Here is a 17,385-nt window from a genome sequence, read left to right on the forward strand (position 1 = left end):
TGGACACACACCGCCGAATGGCGTTAGGTGGTTCCCAAAGCAGGGGTTCCTTTTCCCCAGAGAGCTCCGTCCCTGCTTAAAGCTTATAGTTAGATCGTCCCGGCCGCTGCACTCTTGCCTCACATTACCGTTTTTTCGCCAACTCCTTTAGATAGTCCACCAACCGCAAGAATATCCAATTTTCTACTGTAAGCGCGTTCAATATAATAATGTCAGAGGCCGCATACAGCGCCTCATCACAGTGAATATCGGGAGGGTTATGAATGAAGAAGAGGAGAACGGCACTTGCTTTACTGGTCATTCTTACGCTGGTCCTCAGCAGCTTGCTCAGCGCTTGTTCCTCAAACGGAGGCAATAACAACAAGGCTGAAGAGGGCGGAGCGAACGTGCCGGCCAACCAGCCTGCCAATCAACCGGCTGATGAGCCTGCCAATACGCCGGCCAACAACGCGAACAGCGAGCCTCAGGAAGAGAGCAAGGAGCCGGTGACGCTGAAATTCACCTACTGGGGAAGCCCGCAGGAGAAGACGGCGCTGGAGCAGGCGACGAAGAAATTTACCGAGAAGTACCCCTGGATAACGGTGGAACCGATCCATATTCCAGAGGCCGACTATGATGCCAAAATCACTGCGATGGTAGCCGGCAACGAGTCGCCGGACCTCGGCTATATGCACGGCGAGCTGGCCGATCCCTGGCAGAATGAAGGGAAGTTCGTCAATTTGTTCGAGCTGCTCGATAAGGATACGGAGCTCAAACGGGAAGACTTCCTCGATTACATCTGGTTCAAGGCATCCGACGACTTCGCATACGGCATCAGCACGGCAGGCGAAATGTTCGGCCTGTTCTACAACAAGGATCTGTTTGATGCGGCAAAAGCGGCGTACCCGCCGGCGAAGCCGGAGGAAGCCTGGACATGGGATGAATTCGTAGAGGTGGCCAAGAAGCTGACTCTCGACAAGAACGGCAAGAACGCCTCCGAGGAGGGCTTTGATCCGAAGAATATCAAGCAGTACGGCGTTTCCTTCGAGACATGGTGGGGACCGGTGCAGGCGCAGGTCGTCAACAATGAAGGCGAATGGATCACGAAGGACGGCAAATTCGGCTTCAGCCAGCCGGAGGCGACCGAAGCCATTCAGCGAATGGCCGATCTGATCAATGTCCATCATGTGGCGCCATCGCCGGTTCAGGCGAAATCGATTCCGTCGCAAGCCGTGGCTCTGCAGTCGAAGCTCGTTGCCATGTCGATGCACGGACAATGGATCAATCTGGATTTGGGCGCAGCCAAGGTGAACTACGACATCGGAGTTCTGCCGAAAATGAAACGCAGCGTGCCGATGGGCACAAGCGGTCTGTCCGTCATTTATAAATCATCGCCGCATATTGAAGAGGCGTGGATGCTGACTAAATTCCTGGAAAATCCGGAAGGCTCGATTGATCTGTACAAAGGCGGCTTGTGGATGCCGACCATGACCAAATGGTATACGGACCCCGCGCTTGTCGCGCAGTGGGCCGAGAACAACCCGGCGCATCCGGCAGGCTTCAAGGATGCCATGATGAACAATCTGCTCAATAACGCCGTTCCCTCTGCACCTTATTACGTCAAGAACTTCTCGAAAATCAACGCGATTACATTCGCTGAGATCGATGCCGTCATGCTTGGCAAGAAGACAGCGGCCGAGGCAATGAAGGAAGCGGAAGCGAAGGTGCTGCCCGAAATTCAAGGACGCTACGACGCCCCTTAAGTCAATATCAGATCTGGACGGCCATGCAGGCTGTCAGCAGCGGCCGGACTATTCCCGGTCCGGCCGCTTCAATGAATATGCAAATTGGAGAGAAACCTTATGAAAACGGTAACGGAAGTCAAGGGCGCGCTCAGCGCCGAGCCTTCGGTAAAGAAAAGAAAACGGGCCGGAGATTTCTTCTATGGCGTGCTGTTCGCTTCACCCGTGCTGGCCGGTTATTTGATCTTCGTCATTATTCCGATCGCCGTCACGCTGTTTCTGAGCTTCACCGAATACAATGTCGGCACGACTCCAAAGTTTATCGGACTCGATAACTACACCCGTCTCTTCAGCGGGGCCGATACGTTCTTCTACCCGGCGGTAAGAGCGACAGTGTACTATGTTGGCGTCAGCGTTCCGCTCGGCATCATCATTTCCTTCTTCGTCGCGATACTGCTTAATCAGCGAATCGCCGGCAGGGCGGTTTTCCGGGGCATTTTCTACCTGCCGGTCATTATTCCGCTGGCCGCTTCCTCCATGGTATGGCTGTGGCTGCTCCAGCCGGACTTCGGCATCGTCAATTTTGCGCTCGAATCGCTGCATCTGCCAACGTCCAAATGGCTTGGAGAGATGAATTCCGTCATCCCGACGCTCATTTTATTCAGCTTCTGGACGCTCGGCAACACGATCGTCATCTTTCTCGCGGGGCTTCAGAACATTCCGTCCCATCTGTACGAGGCGATTGAAATCGACGGCGGGAACGCCTTCGCGAAGCTGATCTATGTGACGATCCCGCTCAGCTCGCCGATCATTTTTTTCAACACGGTCATTGCTTTTATCAACGGCTTCCAGACCTTCGTCCAGCCGGCGGTCATGACGCAGGGAGGACCGGGCACCTCCAGTCTGCTGTACGTGCTGTTCCTGTTCAACGAAGGCTTCAAATTCGCCAGAATGGGCAGCGCCAGCGCGATTTCGATGCTGCTGTTCATCGTGATTATCCTGTTCACGGCTGTCATATTCATATTTTCCAAAACGCTGGTTCATTACGAAGGGCAGGGGGGCGGAAAAAAATGAGAAAACTATCGCTCTTAAACAAGACGATTGTCTATATTCTGCTGCTTGCCGGAAGCGTGTTCTGCCTGTTCCCGATTATCTGGATGCTTCGCACCTCCGTTATTCAGATGGGGGACTTGTATCAGGTGCCGCCGAAGCTCATTCCGCCAAAGCTGATACTCGACAATTTCCGGGATGCGCTCAGCGCGTATCCGTTCGGACGGTTTTTCATGAACAGCGCGATTATTACGCTGTCGGCGATCGCCGGGGTGCTGCTCTCTGCGTCGATCTGCGCCTACAGCTTCTCGCGGATCGAATGGTACGGCCGGGATAAGGTATTCGGTTTTATATTGACGGGCCTGATGATTCCATTCTTTGTCGTCATGATCCCGCAGTTCGTCTTCTGGAAAACGCTTAATCTGACGGATACGTTCGTACCGCTTATTGCGCCGGCCTGGTTCGGCGGCGGGGTGTTCAACATCTTTTTGCTGCGGCAGTTCTTCATGAGCATTCCCCGCGATCTGGACGAAGCGGCCAAGGTGGACGGGGCTGGCCATTTCCGGATTTACTGGCAGATTGTGCTGCCGATCAGCAAGCAGGCGATGATCGTCGTCGGGCTGCTGACCTTTCTCGCCAACTGGAACGATTATCTGGGTCCCCTCGCGTTTATTACCTCCGAGAAGCATTACACGCTCATGCAGGGACTGACCTTGTTCCAGGGCTCCTATTCCGCGCAGTGGAATCTGATGATGGCGGCGACCTCCGTAATTGTCATCCCATCTCTCATCGTCTTTCTGTTTGCCCAGCGTTATTTTATCGAAGGCATTGCCATGACAGGAATAAAAGGGTAGGCATATGCCCGTTCTTACAGCATGGCCGCCCTTTTGGAAGGGAGTGATGCCGCAAAAAGAAACCGCTTGCAAGTCGAGCTCCGGCGATCAATTAGAGAAAGAAGAATGACAGCGCCGCCGGATATTTGGAAGCGTCCGGGCTATCCGCCCGTCACATCTTTATGACCGCAGCTTGAGGCGCACCGGACGTGAAACATTAGCAGTGACATTAATTTCGGGAGGTTATGGTATGCTGCGCGTTGCAAAACAAGTGAAGTTGACCATGAACAATAAGGAGGTATTGTATGCTGCGCTTTAAGAGCACCATTCGCAAGTCGGTCGGCAAATCGGTAGCGGGCACGGTTATGGCTGTATCGCTGCTGCTGGGTCCCGGCATGTTCGTTTCCGCAGCGGATGCGGTCCCGCATAATAACGATCCGGGCATGCCCGTGTTCGTCAATCCCGGCGACAAGCCGGTTGTCCCTGCGGAGCCTGCCGCTTACGCCGCCGGAAGCAGCATGATGAGAGCCATGTATGAGGCGGATATAGCCGCCGGCGGGACCTCGTACTGGATGGATAGATTGCTGGCCCGCTCCGGCAACGATACAACGGGGAGCTACATGCTTTCGCGGGGCAAGGCGCTTTATATGTACAAACATACCGCATCGGTTATCGGGTTCGGGAACGATGTGGCTTATTGGGACGAGATCAGCAACCAGAAGGCGTATTCCATCCAGGCGGCAGGCGTAACGTTCACGGAGGATTCCTCCAAGCGCTACCAGACGCCGAGCTACTGGTACGGATTCTTCAACGCGGCGACGGCCGGCTACACGCTGGAGGAAACGAAATTCATCACCGACAATAACGTTGCCGTGACCAATGTAACGATCAAGAATACGGGGACGAGCAGCAAAAGTCTGACGCTGACGGCAGACTCGCCTTATGCGACGACAGCCTCGGCGGACGGCGCCGAGCTGACCGGCGTCATCGACGTGAAGAACAAGCTGACCAAGCTGTATCCGCGCTTGAGCGGCGACGGCATGTCGGCAGCCGGCGGAATTTTGACCAGAGCGGTCGAGCTTGCAGCCGGAGAGTCGGTTACGATCAAGTTCCAGATGGGCTTTATCGCCAATGAGATCCCGCAATCGCTGACCGATTACAACCGCTATAAGGGCTACGACGCGAATACGGCTTACTTGACTCAAATGAAGGAATACAACGAGTGGTGGGCGGACAATATTCCGTACATCGACGTTCCCGACGAGAATATCAAGAAAATCGTGTATTACCGCTGGTGGCTGAACCGCTTCAATTTCCTTGACGCGAACATTCCCGGCAACGACTTCCAGTTCCCGATTTCCGTGGAAGGCGCTCTTGGGTATAACAACGCGATCGTGCTGACACAGCCGATGCATATGCAGGATCTGAAATATTTGCGCAATCCGATCTATTCCTACGGGGATTGGGTGTCGGCGGGCGAGGTATCCAGGGACAGTCTGTTCACCGATAATCCAGGCGACCCCGCCAACTGGAACAACAGCTATACCCAATACATTGGAGACTCCGCGTGGCAGACGTATCAGGTCCACGGAGGACAGACCAAGATTCTGAACAATCTGGCGCGTTACTCGGAGAAGGATGTCAAGGGCCAGCTGGACCGGTTCGATACCAACGACAACTATCTGATCAACTATGATTGGGGCTCGTTGACAGGTAATGACGCGGACACCAATGCGTTCAATTATTACCAGAAGCGGGGCAATATCGATCAGGACCGCACGGAAAGCGCATTTGTCTACGGCAACGCCAAGGCTGCGGCCAATGCTTACACACTGCTTGGCAATACGGCCAAAGCCGACGAGATGAACGAGCTTGCCGGGAAAATCCGGGAGGCATTCCTGAACATTCTGTGGGACGATTCGACCGATATGTTCCTGCAAAAGGACTTATTCTCCAACAGCTTCATCCCTTGGAAGGATTCAAACAATTACTACGCCTTCCAGATGGACGGACTTATTCCGAAGGATGATCCCAAGTACCTGGAATCGCTCCGTTTCTGGGCGGACAAGGATGAATTTCCGATCTTCCCGTTCTATACTGCGAACCAGAAGGACAAAGCGCTGGCAGTGGCGGCGGGAGTCGGAGGAAGCAATAACTTCTCCAACATCAACGCCACGGGCGACATGAGGCTCTTCACCGAAGTGCTGCGAAAATACCCGGATCAATCCTATATCACGGCGGATATGTACAAGAAGCTGATGTACTGGACCGGCTGGGCTATGGCGCCAAACGGCAATATTCAATACCTGGACAACAACGAATACTGGTACAACTGGAACCCGACGACCAAGCAAATCGGCGGCAGATCCGGCATTCACCATAACATTCTCGGCAATTACAATTACTCGGTTATTGAGGATATCGGCGGACTCGTGCCGCGTATCGATTCCACGGTGGAGCTGTGGCCGATCGATATCGGATGGGATAAATTCACCGTCAACAATCTGAGCTATCATGGCAGCGACATGACCATCGTATGGGATAAACCGGACGGTACGGTCAGCTATCCAGGCTCCCCTGAGGGCTACTCGCTGTATATCGACGGCAAGCTGGCGTTTACCACGGATAAGCTGGCCCATCTGGAATGGAATCCGGCTACCGGCGAAGTGTCCGTCAAGGACGCAAGCGGAGCAGCTGTGCTTGCTCATAACAGCAGCGCGAGTCTGAAAGCGGCCAATGAGGTCGACCTGTCGACGAACGAGCGTGCGGTCGATCTGTTCCAGAAGGCCGGCGTGGATCTTTCAGCCGAGTCGGGCAGCGCGGACAATTTGGCGCTGAACGCCAATGCGACAGCATCCTTCACCGCTCCCAACACATCGACGGCCAATGCCGTGAACGGCTTTACCATCAGCGGCAATGCATACTCGTCGGGCGGCTTCCGCGCTGATCCTCCAATTTGGGGCAGCAAGGGCTCGACGAACGCGCAGGACTGGTTCCAGCTCGATCTGGGCGCACCGAAGAAGTTCGACGATATCAAGCTGTATTTCTACAATGACAAGCCGACAAACACGTACAGCGAGCCTTCCTTGTACTCGGTTCAATATTTGGACGATGAGTCCGGCACCTGGAAATCGATTCCCGGCCAATACAAGTCGCCGACTCTGGCCAATTTCAACCATGATCAATTCCCGCCTGTAACGGCGCAGAAGCTCAGAGTCCTGATGACGCCGAAAGCAGGCTTTGGCATCGGGCTCAAGGAAATTCAAGTGTTCAGTACCGGTGTAAAAGCTCCGGAAGCGGTCAATACGCCGCCGGTTGTGCTGGCTCAGCAGGATTCGGGCGCGAAGATTCCGCTCAAGGCCAGCCTGCTCGCTTCAATCACGGATGACGGAGCCCCGGACGGCAAGCTTTCTTCGCTCTGGACGCTGAAGAGCGGACCGGCAGGCGGCCAGGCGATCTTCGCCAATGCTGCCAATGCGAATACCATTGCCAGCTTCAGCAAGCCGGGCACCTATGTCGTGACAGTCACCGCTACCGACGGCGAGTTGTCGACAGCCGTCGATGTCACGGTAACGGTCGATCCGCTGCCTAATGAAGTGAATGTGGCCCTGGCCGCGACGGCAAGCACCTCCTACGTCTCGACATGGGAGAATCTGAATGCGATCAAGGACGGCTACGATCCGCGCAACTCCACGGATAAAACGGGCGGCGGTTACGGCAACTGGAATGCCTCCGGCGCAACCCAGTGGGTCCAGTACGACTGGCAGTCGCCGGTCAATATCAATAAATCGGATGTGTACTGGTGGACGGACAACGGCGGGATACTCGCCCCGACGGCCAGCAAGCTGCAGTATTGGAACGGCACCGCCTTCGTCGATGTGCCGAGCACGACAGGCAACGGGGTGGCACTGAACAAATACAACACGACAACCTTCCCCTCGATCACAACGACGAAGCTGCGGATGACGATCACCAGAGGAACGCAGTGGACCGGTATACTGGAATGGAAGGTATACGCTTCCCCAACGGCCAGCGTCAAGCCGGTCAAGGTCAGCACGCTGCATGATGTGCAGCCGGTTCTGCCGGCTCAAGTAACCAAGGTTCTGGTCGACGGCACAACCTCCCAGGCATCCGTGCTGTGGGATCCGATTACAGCCGGACAGCTGGCTGTTCCGGGCAGCTTCACCATTACCGGGGCAGTTGACGGTACGAATGTGCCGGCTGAAGCAACCGTATATGTTCGTGTGACGGGTGCGGTTACGATTACGAGCATTGCCGATGAGAATGTGGTCACGACCGTGGGCAAGGCTCCGCTTCTGCCATCGGTTGTCGAGGCGACCTATAACGACGGATCGGTCGACAACGTGAACATTACGGTAGTCTGGAACGAATACGATCACGAGCTGTTGAATCAGCCTGGACAATTCACCGTCAGCGGCAAGGTGGCGGGAACCACAATTACAGCCAAAGCCAATGTAACGGTGATGAATGATACGGGTACGCCTGTTGTCACCAGCATCACTGATATCAATGTAACGACGGAGTCGGGGACGGCTCCCGTGCTGCCTGCTGCGGTAGCGGCCAAGTACAGTGACGGCACGACCAAACAGGCAGCAGTGGTATGGGATGCGATTGATCCGGCGAAATATGCCGCTGCGGGAGTCTTCTCCGTGAACGGTACGGTAGCCGGAACGACAGTGAAGGCCAAAGCGAACGTGACGGTCACCTCTTCGCTGTCAGGCACCCTTACCGGTCCTGCTACGGTAGAAGGCGGACAGTCGTTCGAATTGACCTTCGGCTTGAGCGCTTCGGCGAAAAATATGCTGGCCCAGGATCTGACTGTTACGTACGATGCCGACAAACTGGAATGGATCGGCGTGGACGACACGATGCTGAATGAGAACATCGTGCTCGTCGGCGAAGACGCGAAGGCGGGCAGTGTGAGGCTTCTGACCGTTAATATTGGAACGAACCCGGACGTGTCCGGCGATATTATGAAGCTTCAATTCAAGGCGAAAGCGACCGATGCGTCGACTTCCGCCAATGTATCCATCCCGCAGGTGACATTGGCTGACGCAAGCGGCGTGGAAACGGTCATACCGGGCAAAGCACTCGCAATTGGCATCAATGCCATCGACAAAGCGGCGCTTCGCTCATTGATCGATGAGGCGCAGGCTGCATACGATGCGGCCGTTACCGGTGCACAGCCTGGTCAATATCCGGCTGGCGCGAAAGCGGCTCTGCTGGCAGCGATTGACGATGCCAAGGCAGTAGCCGGGGACAGCGGATCGACTTCGGAGGAGGTTGCCGGGGCGGTCACCGATCTGAACGCAGCGCTTCAAACCTTCAAGGCTGCGGTCATCACGGGTATTCCGGGCGACATCAACCATGATGACAAAGTAAGCATCGGCGACCTTGCTATTGTTGCCGCAGGCTACGGCAAGACATCGGCCGATCCGAACTGGTCACAGTACGAGAAATCCGACTACAACAGCGACGGCAAAATTGATATTGAGGATCTGTCCGCGCTGGCAAGACTGATACTCGGTTAATTAGCACTTGAAGAATAAGCATACGGAGGGGAACGGCCGACTGTGCCGTCCCCTCATTTCCTACGAGAGGAAGGTTTCCCGATGAATTTGAAATGGCCGCCAATCCTTCTGTCTATCGTTATGATCCTGCTCTATGGTCTGCAGCCTTCCGCCGCAATGGCGGCGCAGAGCCCTTCCTTCAAGCTGGCATTCTCAACATCCGCTCCGACCGTGGGGCAATCGGTAACGGTAACCGTAACCGGGTCGAATTTGTCGGATGTTTACGGATACGAGGTTAATTTTGTTTACGACAAGAAAGTGCTTATGTTCAAAAGCGCGAAGAGCACGGCAAAAGGCTTCTCCGTTTCACCAACGCCTAAGGAGGACCGCATCGTCTTCGCCCACACGAAGACGGGTGAGGTTGCCGGGGACAGCGGCAGCATTGAGCTGTGCACGCTTACCTTTGAAGTGCTGGCCGAAGGCGACGCTTCGGTGAAGCTGACGGATGTGAAGCTGGTGGACAGCAAGCTCAAAGCCGTGAAATTGACAGCCGGCGTGCAGGCCAAGGCGAAGACCGGCAAAAGCGACGGCACGGAGCTGTTGTTCTCCGATATCAAGGGCCATTGGGCTAAGGAGAATATCGAACGTGCGGTTGGCCTGGGCTTTGTGACGGGTTATGAGGACGGGAAATTCCGTCCGCAGGGACAGGTGACAAGAGCCGAATTCGCGGCGATGCTGGCGCGTGCGCTGAAGCTCGATGGCGAAGGCGGAGGAACTGCCGGTTTTACCGACAGCGGTCATATCCCGCAGTGGGCGGCATCCTTCATCTCCCAGGCGGCATCAGCCGGCATACTGGAGGGTTATGAAGACGGCTCGTTCCGTGCGGGCAATTCCATCACAAGAGCGGAAATTACCGTCATGCTGACGCGGTCCTTGAAGCTGAATCCGGATTCCGGGCTGAAATCATCCTTCGCGGACGCTGCGCAAATTCCCGCCTGGGCGCACCCGTCGGTCGCTGCTGCTTCGGAAGCCGGCCTGATTCAGGGAAGAGGGGGCAACCTGTTCGCTCCGATGGAGCATGCGACGCGGGCTGAAGTGGTCACTTTGATTTTGGCGCTTCTGGATTACCGCGCGGAAACTGCGGGGTAGACCGGCATCGCAGCTTCGCGAAGGGAGCAGCCGGGAACCCGGCAAAGTACGCGAACGGATAGCCAAGCGCAGGATGCGATGCTGGCGTGAGGCCGATCGGCGTGCAGCCGGGAACCCGGCACAGTACGCGAACAGCAGCCAAGCGCAAGAAGGGATGCTGATGTGAAATCGATCAGCGTGCAGCCGGTAATCCGGATAACGTACACAACGGGGAAGAAAGGAGCTTGGGCATGCGGTTATTCAATCGCGCACCTGTTATTCATATTTTTCTCGCATTCGTCATTTTTGCAGCGGTTTTGTGGATGCCGCTGTGCCCGTCATTATTCGCCGCAGACGCCGTCAGTACGGAAGACAGCGCCGATGCGGCCGGTCTTGAAAAGTCCAATCCGGCTGCGGCCGCAAGCAGCGCGGATCTGAACGGCGACGGCAGGCTTGGTATCGGCGATCTCGGCATCATGGCCGCTTCCTATGGCCGGACGTCGGCAGACCCTGACTGGCAGCAGCATGCCAAAGCGGATCTGAACGGCGATGGAATCGTCGATATTGCCGATTTGACGAGCCTCGCTTCACAGATTTTGCTGGGCAAGCCGGTGGAGCCGTCCGGTCTGTCGGCCGCTTTGTCTGGACCGTCTGAAGCTGCGGCCGGAGGGGAATTTGAAACCTTTTATGGACTCACCGGACTGGAGGGCGTTCTCTATGCCCATGACATATCGGTGACCTATGATCCGGAAGCATTGGAGTTTCTGGATGCCGTGCCGGCAAGGGACGGCTTTGCGATTGCGGGGCAGACGCAGGGCAGTGGCGGACAGCTTCGTATTATAGCGGCAAGTCCGGGACTTGACAGCGGCATACGCGATAACGGTCCGCTGCTGAAGCTGCGCTGGAAGGTGAGGGCTGCCAATGGGGCGGGGAGCACCACGATTGCGGCAGCTGCGGTTGCGGCGGAAGCCGACGGCAGGGAGCATGGCGTCAAGGAAGCGGTGTTTGCGCTGCGGATCGTGACTGGCGAGGTCGATAAAACAGCCCTCAGGCAGCTGATCGCCGAAGCGCAGGCTGTGCTGGATGCCGCGTCGGAGGGGACGATGCCGGGGCAGTATCCGTCGGGAGCGAAGGCGCTGCTTGCTGCGGAGATCGGCCGGGCCGAATTGGTCGAAGAGGATGCCGGCGCGGCAGCGGATGCGGTTGCCAGGGCCGTGTCGGATTTGACGGATGCGCTGCAATCGTTCCAATCCTCCGTTAACGCACAGGAGCCGGGAGATATAAACAACGATGGCCGGCATAGTGTCGGCGATCTGGGAGCCATGGCCGTTTATTACGGCAAAAGCTCCTCCGATCCTGATTGGGATCGCATTAAGGCAGCGGACCTGACGGGCGACGGTGTCGTGGATATAGAGGATTTAGCCAGGCTTGCCATTCTGATTTTGGGCTGATTGAAAATAAATCATTTAAATCGGGAGGGTTGCCTTATGGTAGGCGTTTCCATACAAGCAAACGCTTGTACGATTGTGAGGGAGACATCGCATGCGGCTGTTTAAAGGCTCGATCTACAGAAAAGCGGCTGTGGCCGTTCTGATGTCCTCCATGCTGCTGAATTTGAATCCGGGGGTGTTTGCCGTATCGGGAGGCTCTGTCGCTTCTGCGGAAAGTGCTGGGGCTGTTGAGACGCCGGCGTTTGCCGCCGCCAAGACGGCGGCAGGCACAGGAGAGGATGATGCTTTGCTGCTCGCAGCGGCAAGCGCCTGGGATGTTAATCTCGCTTCCGGGGCAACGGTGAGCACATCGTTTATTTCCTCGTGGGAAACGTTGAATGCGATCAAGGACGGTCACGATCCAACCAGTTCGACCGATAAGACCGGGGGGGCTTACGGCAACTGGAATAATGCGAGCGCAGCGCAGTGGGTTCAATACGAGTGGCCGGCGCCGGTCCATATCAGCAAGTCCGACGTCTATTGGTGGACCGATAATGGCGGCATACTGGCACCGACGGCCAGCAAGCTGCAGTTCTGGGACGGCAGCGCATTCGTGGATGTACCGGCTGCGATTGGCGGCGGAGTTGCGCTTAACACGTACAATACGACGACGTTTTATCCGGTGGAGACGACCAGATTGCGCATGACGGTAATTAGAGGCGCGCAGTGGACCGGAATTCTGGAGTGGAAGGTTTATGCCACGCCGGCGGTCAGCATCAAGCCGGTCAAGCTTGGTACGCCGATCGGCGTGCAGCCGGCACTGCCAACCAAGGCGGTCAAGATACTCGCCGACGGCTCGGCAGTGGAGGCTGCGGTAGTCTGGCCGACTGTGACCGCCGAGCAGCTGGCGCAGGCCGGCAGCTTCCGGATTGAAGGGGATGTTGAGGGAACGGATCTTCAAGCTGAAGCTGCTGTTTATGTGAGAGCGTCCGGGGTTGTAACGATCACTGCGGTTGCTGAAGAGAACATCTCGACCTGGGTGGGCAAGGCGCCCCGGCTGCCGTCCGTTGTCGAAGCAACCTATGACGACGGTTCAGTCGATAACATCAGCAGCAGGGTGACCTGGAATCCGTATGACCCGGATTTGCTGAAGCAGCCCGGACAATTTACGGTTGCCGGTTCGGTGACGGGCACTTCCATCGAAGCTAAAGCGAATGTGACGGTCACGGAACCGTCTGTCATGACGATTGCGGATTCATCCGTCTCGACGGTTGCCGGCAAAGCGCCAGTGCTGCCGGCGAAGGTAATGGCCGTCTACAATAATGCGACAACGGCTTCGCTGGATGTCGTATGGGATGCGGTCACCCCGGAGCAGTATGCCGCGGCGGGCTCGTTCACGGTTAACGGCATGATCGCCGGCACGCCGATTAAAGCCAAGGCGAGCGTCACAGTGATCGCCAAAGCCGTCGTGAGCTACGAGCCCTTCCCGACCGTCTATACCGTCGTTGGCGTGGCTCCGGTTATGCCGGCCGTGGCAGTGGCTGTATATAATGACGGGTCAAAAGGGCAAGTGACAGGTGTCACATGGCCTGCCATCACCCCATCCAGCTATGCAGCCACAGGTATGTTTACAACAGCCAATCCGACCATTCCGGGCAGACCATCCAGCGTTGCCAGACCAGGCGCGACCGTTATCGTCCTGGCGATTGCGGCGCTGCATGACGCATACGCCGTGACGGAGGCAGGAACGGCTCCGGTGTTTCCGGCTGCGGTTCAGGCTTCCATGAGCGATGGAACAGTCAGGCAGCTGAGTGCGGCCTGGAATTCCCCGGCTCCTTCGCAATATGCGCAGAAGGGAGTCTTCAGCGTCAATGGTACAGTCGCTGGAGCGTCCGGGCCGGTTAAGACGATCGTGACCGTGCTCTCCGCTGGAGCGGCGGCTGTCAGCCTGTCTCCTGTAAGCGTAGAGACGCTGCTGCTCGCACAGCCAGCGCTGCCCGGGGCGGTGCCGGCGCGCTACAGCGACGGCACGGACGGGTATGCTTCCGTCGTTTGGGATGATGTACCGGGGTCCCAATACGAAGCAGTCGGCGAGTTCACTGTCGCCGGTACGGTGGCAGGCTTCTCCGCTGCCAGAGCGGAAGCGAAAGTAACGGTTGTTGCTCCGGTTATCACAGGCTATAAACCGGTTGCGACGATCACGACGCCGCGGACCGCTCCTGTTCTGCCTGCAAGAGTAACGGCTTTGTACGGCAATGGAACCACCGGGACAGTTGACGTAGTCTGGGCGCCGGTCAGCTTGTCCGCATATGCGCAGCCCGGCACCTTTCATGTAACCGGCGCTGCAGCTGGATCGGACCTGCCAGTCGCGGCAGACGTCACTGTGGCGGAGCCGAACCGTTCGACCCGTATCGGGAATCCGCTGCTGACGAATATTTTTACTGCGGATCCCGGCGCTCTGACCTACCGCAATACGTTCTACATCTATGCAGGACATGACGAAGCGCCCAGAACGGCAACCGATTTCCTGATGAATGACTGGCATATTCTCTCCTCTACGGATATGCAGCACTGGAACGACAATGGTCCTGCTATGCGCTACGAAGTCTTCAGCTGGGCAAGCGGCCAGGCTTATGCCGGCCAGACCATCGAGAAGAACGGCAAATTTTACTGGTACTGTCCGGTGGGAACGAGCAGCGGATTTGCAATCGGAGTTGCGGTCAGCGACAGTCCTCTTGGCCCGTGGAAAGATGCCAGAGGCACCTCGCTCATCAACAGCACGACGGTGAACGGCAGTGCGCTCAATATCGACCCCACGATCTTTACCGATACGGACGGCCAGACGTATTTGTACTGGGGCTCCTACAATACGGTGCGGATGATCAAGCTGAACAGCGATATGATTTCTTACAGCGAGCCGGTTATTACGCCGGTCGGTCTGACCCGCTACTGGGAAGCTCCCTATCTGAACAAAATCGGAGATAAATATTATTTCTCCTATGCAGCGGGGGCTAATCCGGCTACGATCGATTATGCCATGAGCGACAGCCCGGCTGGCCCATGGACTTACAAGGGAACGATTAATGATGTTACGAGTTCCCCGACGAATCATGACGCGATTCAATTTTTCCGTGGAAAATATTATTTTGTCTATCATACCTCGGACGTATCGGGAGGCTTCGACTACCAGCGGAATATTGCCGTTGATCTCATCACGGTCAATCCCGACGGTACCCTGAACAAGGTGGTGCAGACGAAGACCGGACCGGGCCCGGCTGCGGTTGACGGCAATATCGCCTACTTCGCATCCACCTCGGCATCCTATTCGTCTGTGGAGGATACGATCCTCGCTCTTAATGACGGCTATGAGCCGGACACATCGAGAGATCGGAGCAAGGATGTATTCAGCACCCGTTCCGGCAAACAGTGGGTGCAGTATGAATGGTCCGAAGCCCGCACGATCGATTCCGTCGACCTCTACTGGTACGATGACGGGGCGGGTACTCGGGTGCCGGCCTCCTACAAGCTGGAATTCTGGAACGGCAGCAGCTTCGAAGCGGTGCCGCATGCAGACGGCTACGGCGTGCAGAAGGACCGTTTCAATACGACGAAATTCGATATGGTGACAACGACGAAGCTTCGTCTGGAGCTCACCGGGAGTGCCGAATCAGGAACCGGCATCGAGGAATGGAGAGTCAACGATCCGAAGACGGTTGTATCCATCGACGGACCTGTCAGTGTCCACACGCCGGCGGGGACGCCTGCCGTGCTGCCGGAAACATTGACGGCGAACACGATAGACGGCAAGAAGAAGAATGTGACGATCCAGTGGGCGTCCGTTCCTTCCTCCAATTACGCGTCGCCGAGGCAATTCCAGGTTGAGGGAATGCTCGCGGACTCTGACGCCAGAGTCGAGGCCATCGTGACTGTCGATCCCGTTCAAGGACAGGTTTATATCAGCGGCCTGACCGAGACGAAGACGGCGACAATGGCGGGCACTGCACCTGTGCTGCCTCCGGCGGTCAAGGCTTCCTATACTGATCATTCCTACAAGGATGCAGCCGTGGTATGGAATACGGTAGATCCTGCGTTGTATAAGCTGCCCGGGCAATTTGCCGTGGAGGGCATGGTCGTGGGGACCGATCTGAAGGCTAAAGTGACAGTAGTCGTCACGATGGACCCGGCCAAACCGAATCTCGCGCTCAAAGCAACTGCCTCCGCTACGCATGCCCAGGGCGGAACAGCCATGCATAAAAACATCAATGACGGAGCTGATCCCGCCAGCTCCAGAGCGACGCCCAACTACAACAACTGGCCGAATTTCGGCACAGAGACGGCGGAGCTTGCCTGGAGCACACCGGTTTCGGTAAACAGATCGGATGTTTACTGGTTTGCGGACGGCAACGCGGGCGGTGTGAAAGCGCCGGTATCCGCCAAGCTGGAATACTGGAACGGGACTGCTTTTGTCCCTGTAGCGAATGCGCAGGGCAATGGACTTCTTCTGAACCAGTACAATATGACGACATTCGATGCGGTCACGACAACACGGCTGCGCCTGACCTTTACCGGAACCGGCACCGAAGCGACAGGCATCCTGGAATGGAAAGCATTCGCGGCCAATCCGGTCAAGAGCGTTCAGACGGTCAGCGTCGATACGGAGGCCAAGTCCGCTCCGCAGCTGCCGCCGAACGTAACGGCCGTCTATATGAATGATTCCACGGCTGAGCTGGCTGTGGCATGGGATGCCGTTCAACCGGTTCAATATGCGCAGGCCGGGGAGTTTACCGTATATGGCACGGTAACCGGCACCGACCAGCCGGCCAGAGCCATTGTCACCGTGCATGACGCGGGCGGCGGGACGTTAACCGGTCCTGAATCGGTTGCTGGCGGGCAGCCGTTCGAGCTGACTCTGGCTGTGAACGGCGCCGGAGCCGATGTTCTGGCTTTGGATGCGACTGTCACCTTCGACGGGGATAAAGTGGAATGGATAGGAACGGGCGATATCCTTAAGGATGGGCTTGCGCTTGTCGGAGAGGATGCGAAGCCGGGCAAGGTCAGGCTGATCCTCGCCAATATCGGCGAAACCCGCGGCGACATAAGCGGGAATCTGCTCAGGCTTCAGTTCAAAGCGAAGGATACCGGCGCAGCCGGTACGGCGGGCTTTGCGGTTGCTTCGTTAACCGCAGCCGATTCCACAGGGGCGGAAACCGGTCTTGCGGGCGGCTCATGGACGGTAAGCATCCGTCATATCGACAAGACGGCGCTTGCGGCTGTGATCGCGGAAGCGCAGGCCGCGCATGATGCTGCAGCAGAAGGCACGGCTGCAGGGCAATACCCTGCCGGCTCGAAAGCGGAGCTGCAGGCGGCCATCGATGATGCGAAGGCTGTTGCGGCGGATTCCGCAGCAACGGATGAGCAGGTGGAGCAGGCGGCAGCGAGTCTGGCTGAGTCGCTGCAGGCCTTCAGGGACGCGGTTATCAAAACGCGGCCGGGTGATATGAATGACGATGACAAAGTTACAGTCGGAGATCTTGCCATTATTGCAGCCGCATACGGCAGGACAGCGGCAGATCCGAACTGGCCGCAGTATGCGAAATCCGATCTGAACGCGGATGGTCTGATCGACATCGAAGACCTTTCGGCGATGGCAAGACTGATATTCGGATAACCGCACGTCAAGTCAGGTGAAGGA

The 17,385-nt window shown here is 56.7% G+C and carries 7 protein-coding genes; all 7 read left to right on the forward strand.

Features of this window, described 5'->3' with window-relative positions; all coding sequences use genetic code 11:
* The first annotated feature begins 263 nt into the window (after positions 1-263).
* The 7 genes from ACFOLF_RS26685 to ACFOLF_RS26715 all read left to right on the forward strand — a co-directional run bounded on the left by ACFOLF_RS26685 (position 264) and on the right by ACFOLF_RS26715 (position 17,361).
* The gene (locus tag ACFOLF_RS26685; RefSeq protein WP_210045460.1) at positions 264-1,742 is read left to right on the forward strand and encodes an ABC transporter substrate-binding protein; all 1,479 of its coding nucleotides are present in this window, start codon (positions 264-266) and stop codon (positions 1,740-1,742) included.
* Between the two features lie 99 nt (positions 1,743-1,841).
* Positions 1,842-2,795 (forward strand): carbohydrate ABC transporter permease, encoded by a 954-nt coding sequence (locus ACFOLF_RS26690; protein WP_210045461.1) that lies wholly within the window; start codon positions 1,842-1,844, stop codon positions 2,793-2,795.
* Positions 2,792-3,625, forward strand: a complete 834-nt coding sequence (locus tag ACFOLF_RS26695; protein ID WP_210045462.1) for a carbohydrate ABC transporter permease — start codon at positions 2,792-2,794, stop codon at positions 3,623-3,625. The genes ACFOLF_RS26690 and ACFOLF_RS26695 overlap by 4 nt, the downstream gene beginning before the upstream one ends.
* 284 nt (positions 3,626-3,909) lie before the next feature.
* Positions 3,910-9,156, forward strand: coding sequence for an Ig-like domain-containing protein (locus tag ACFOLF_RS26700; protein WP_210045463.1), 5,247 nt, complete (start codon positions 3,910-3,912; stop codon positions 9,154-9,156).
* 81 nt (positions 9,157-9,237) lie between these two features.
* Positions 9,238-10,284: an S-layer homology domain-containing protein gene (locus ACFOLF_RS26705; protein WP_210045464.1), complete on the forward strand. Its 1,047-nt coding sequence runs from the start codon at positions 9,238-9,240 to the stop codon at positions 10,282-10,284.
* Between the two features lie 230 nt (positions 10,285-10,514).
* The gene (locus ACFOLF_RS26710; RefSeq protein ID WP_210045465.1) at positions 10,515-11,714 is read left to right on the forward strand and encodes a dockerin type I domain-containing protein; all 1,200 of its coding nucleotides are present in this window, start codon (positions 10,515-10,517) and stop codon (positions 11,712-11,714) included.
* Between the two features lie 91 nt (positions 11,715-11,805).
* Positions 11,806-17,361: an Ig-like domain-containing protein gene (locus ACFOLF_RS26715; RefSeq protein ID WP_210045466.1), complete on the forward strand. Its 5,556-nt coding sequence runs from the start codon at positions 11,806-11,808 to the stop codon at positions 17,359-17,361.
* Positions 17,362-17,385 lie beyond the last annotated feature (24 nt).

It is taken from the genome of Paenibacillus sepulcri (assembly GCF_042647105.1).
GTDB classification, from domain to species: domain Bacteria; phylum Bacillota; class Bacilli; order Paenibacillales; family Paenibacillaceae; genus Paenibacillus_Z; species Paenibacillus_Z sepulcri.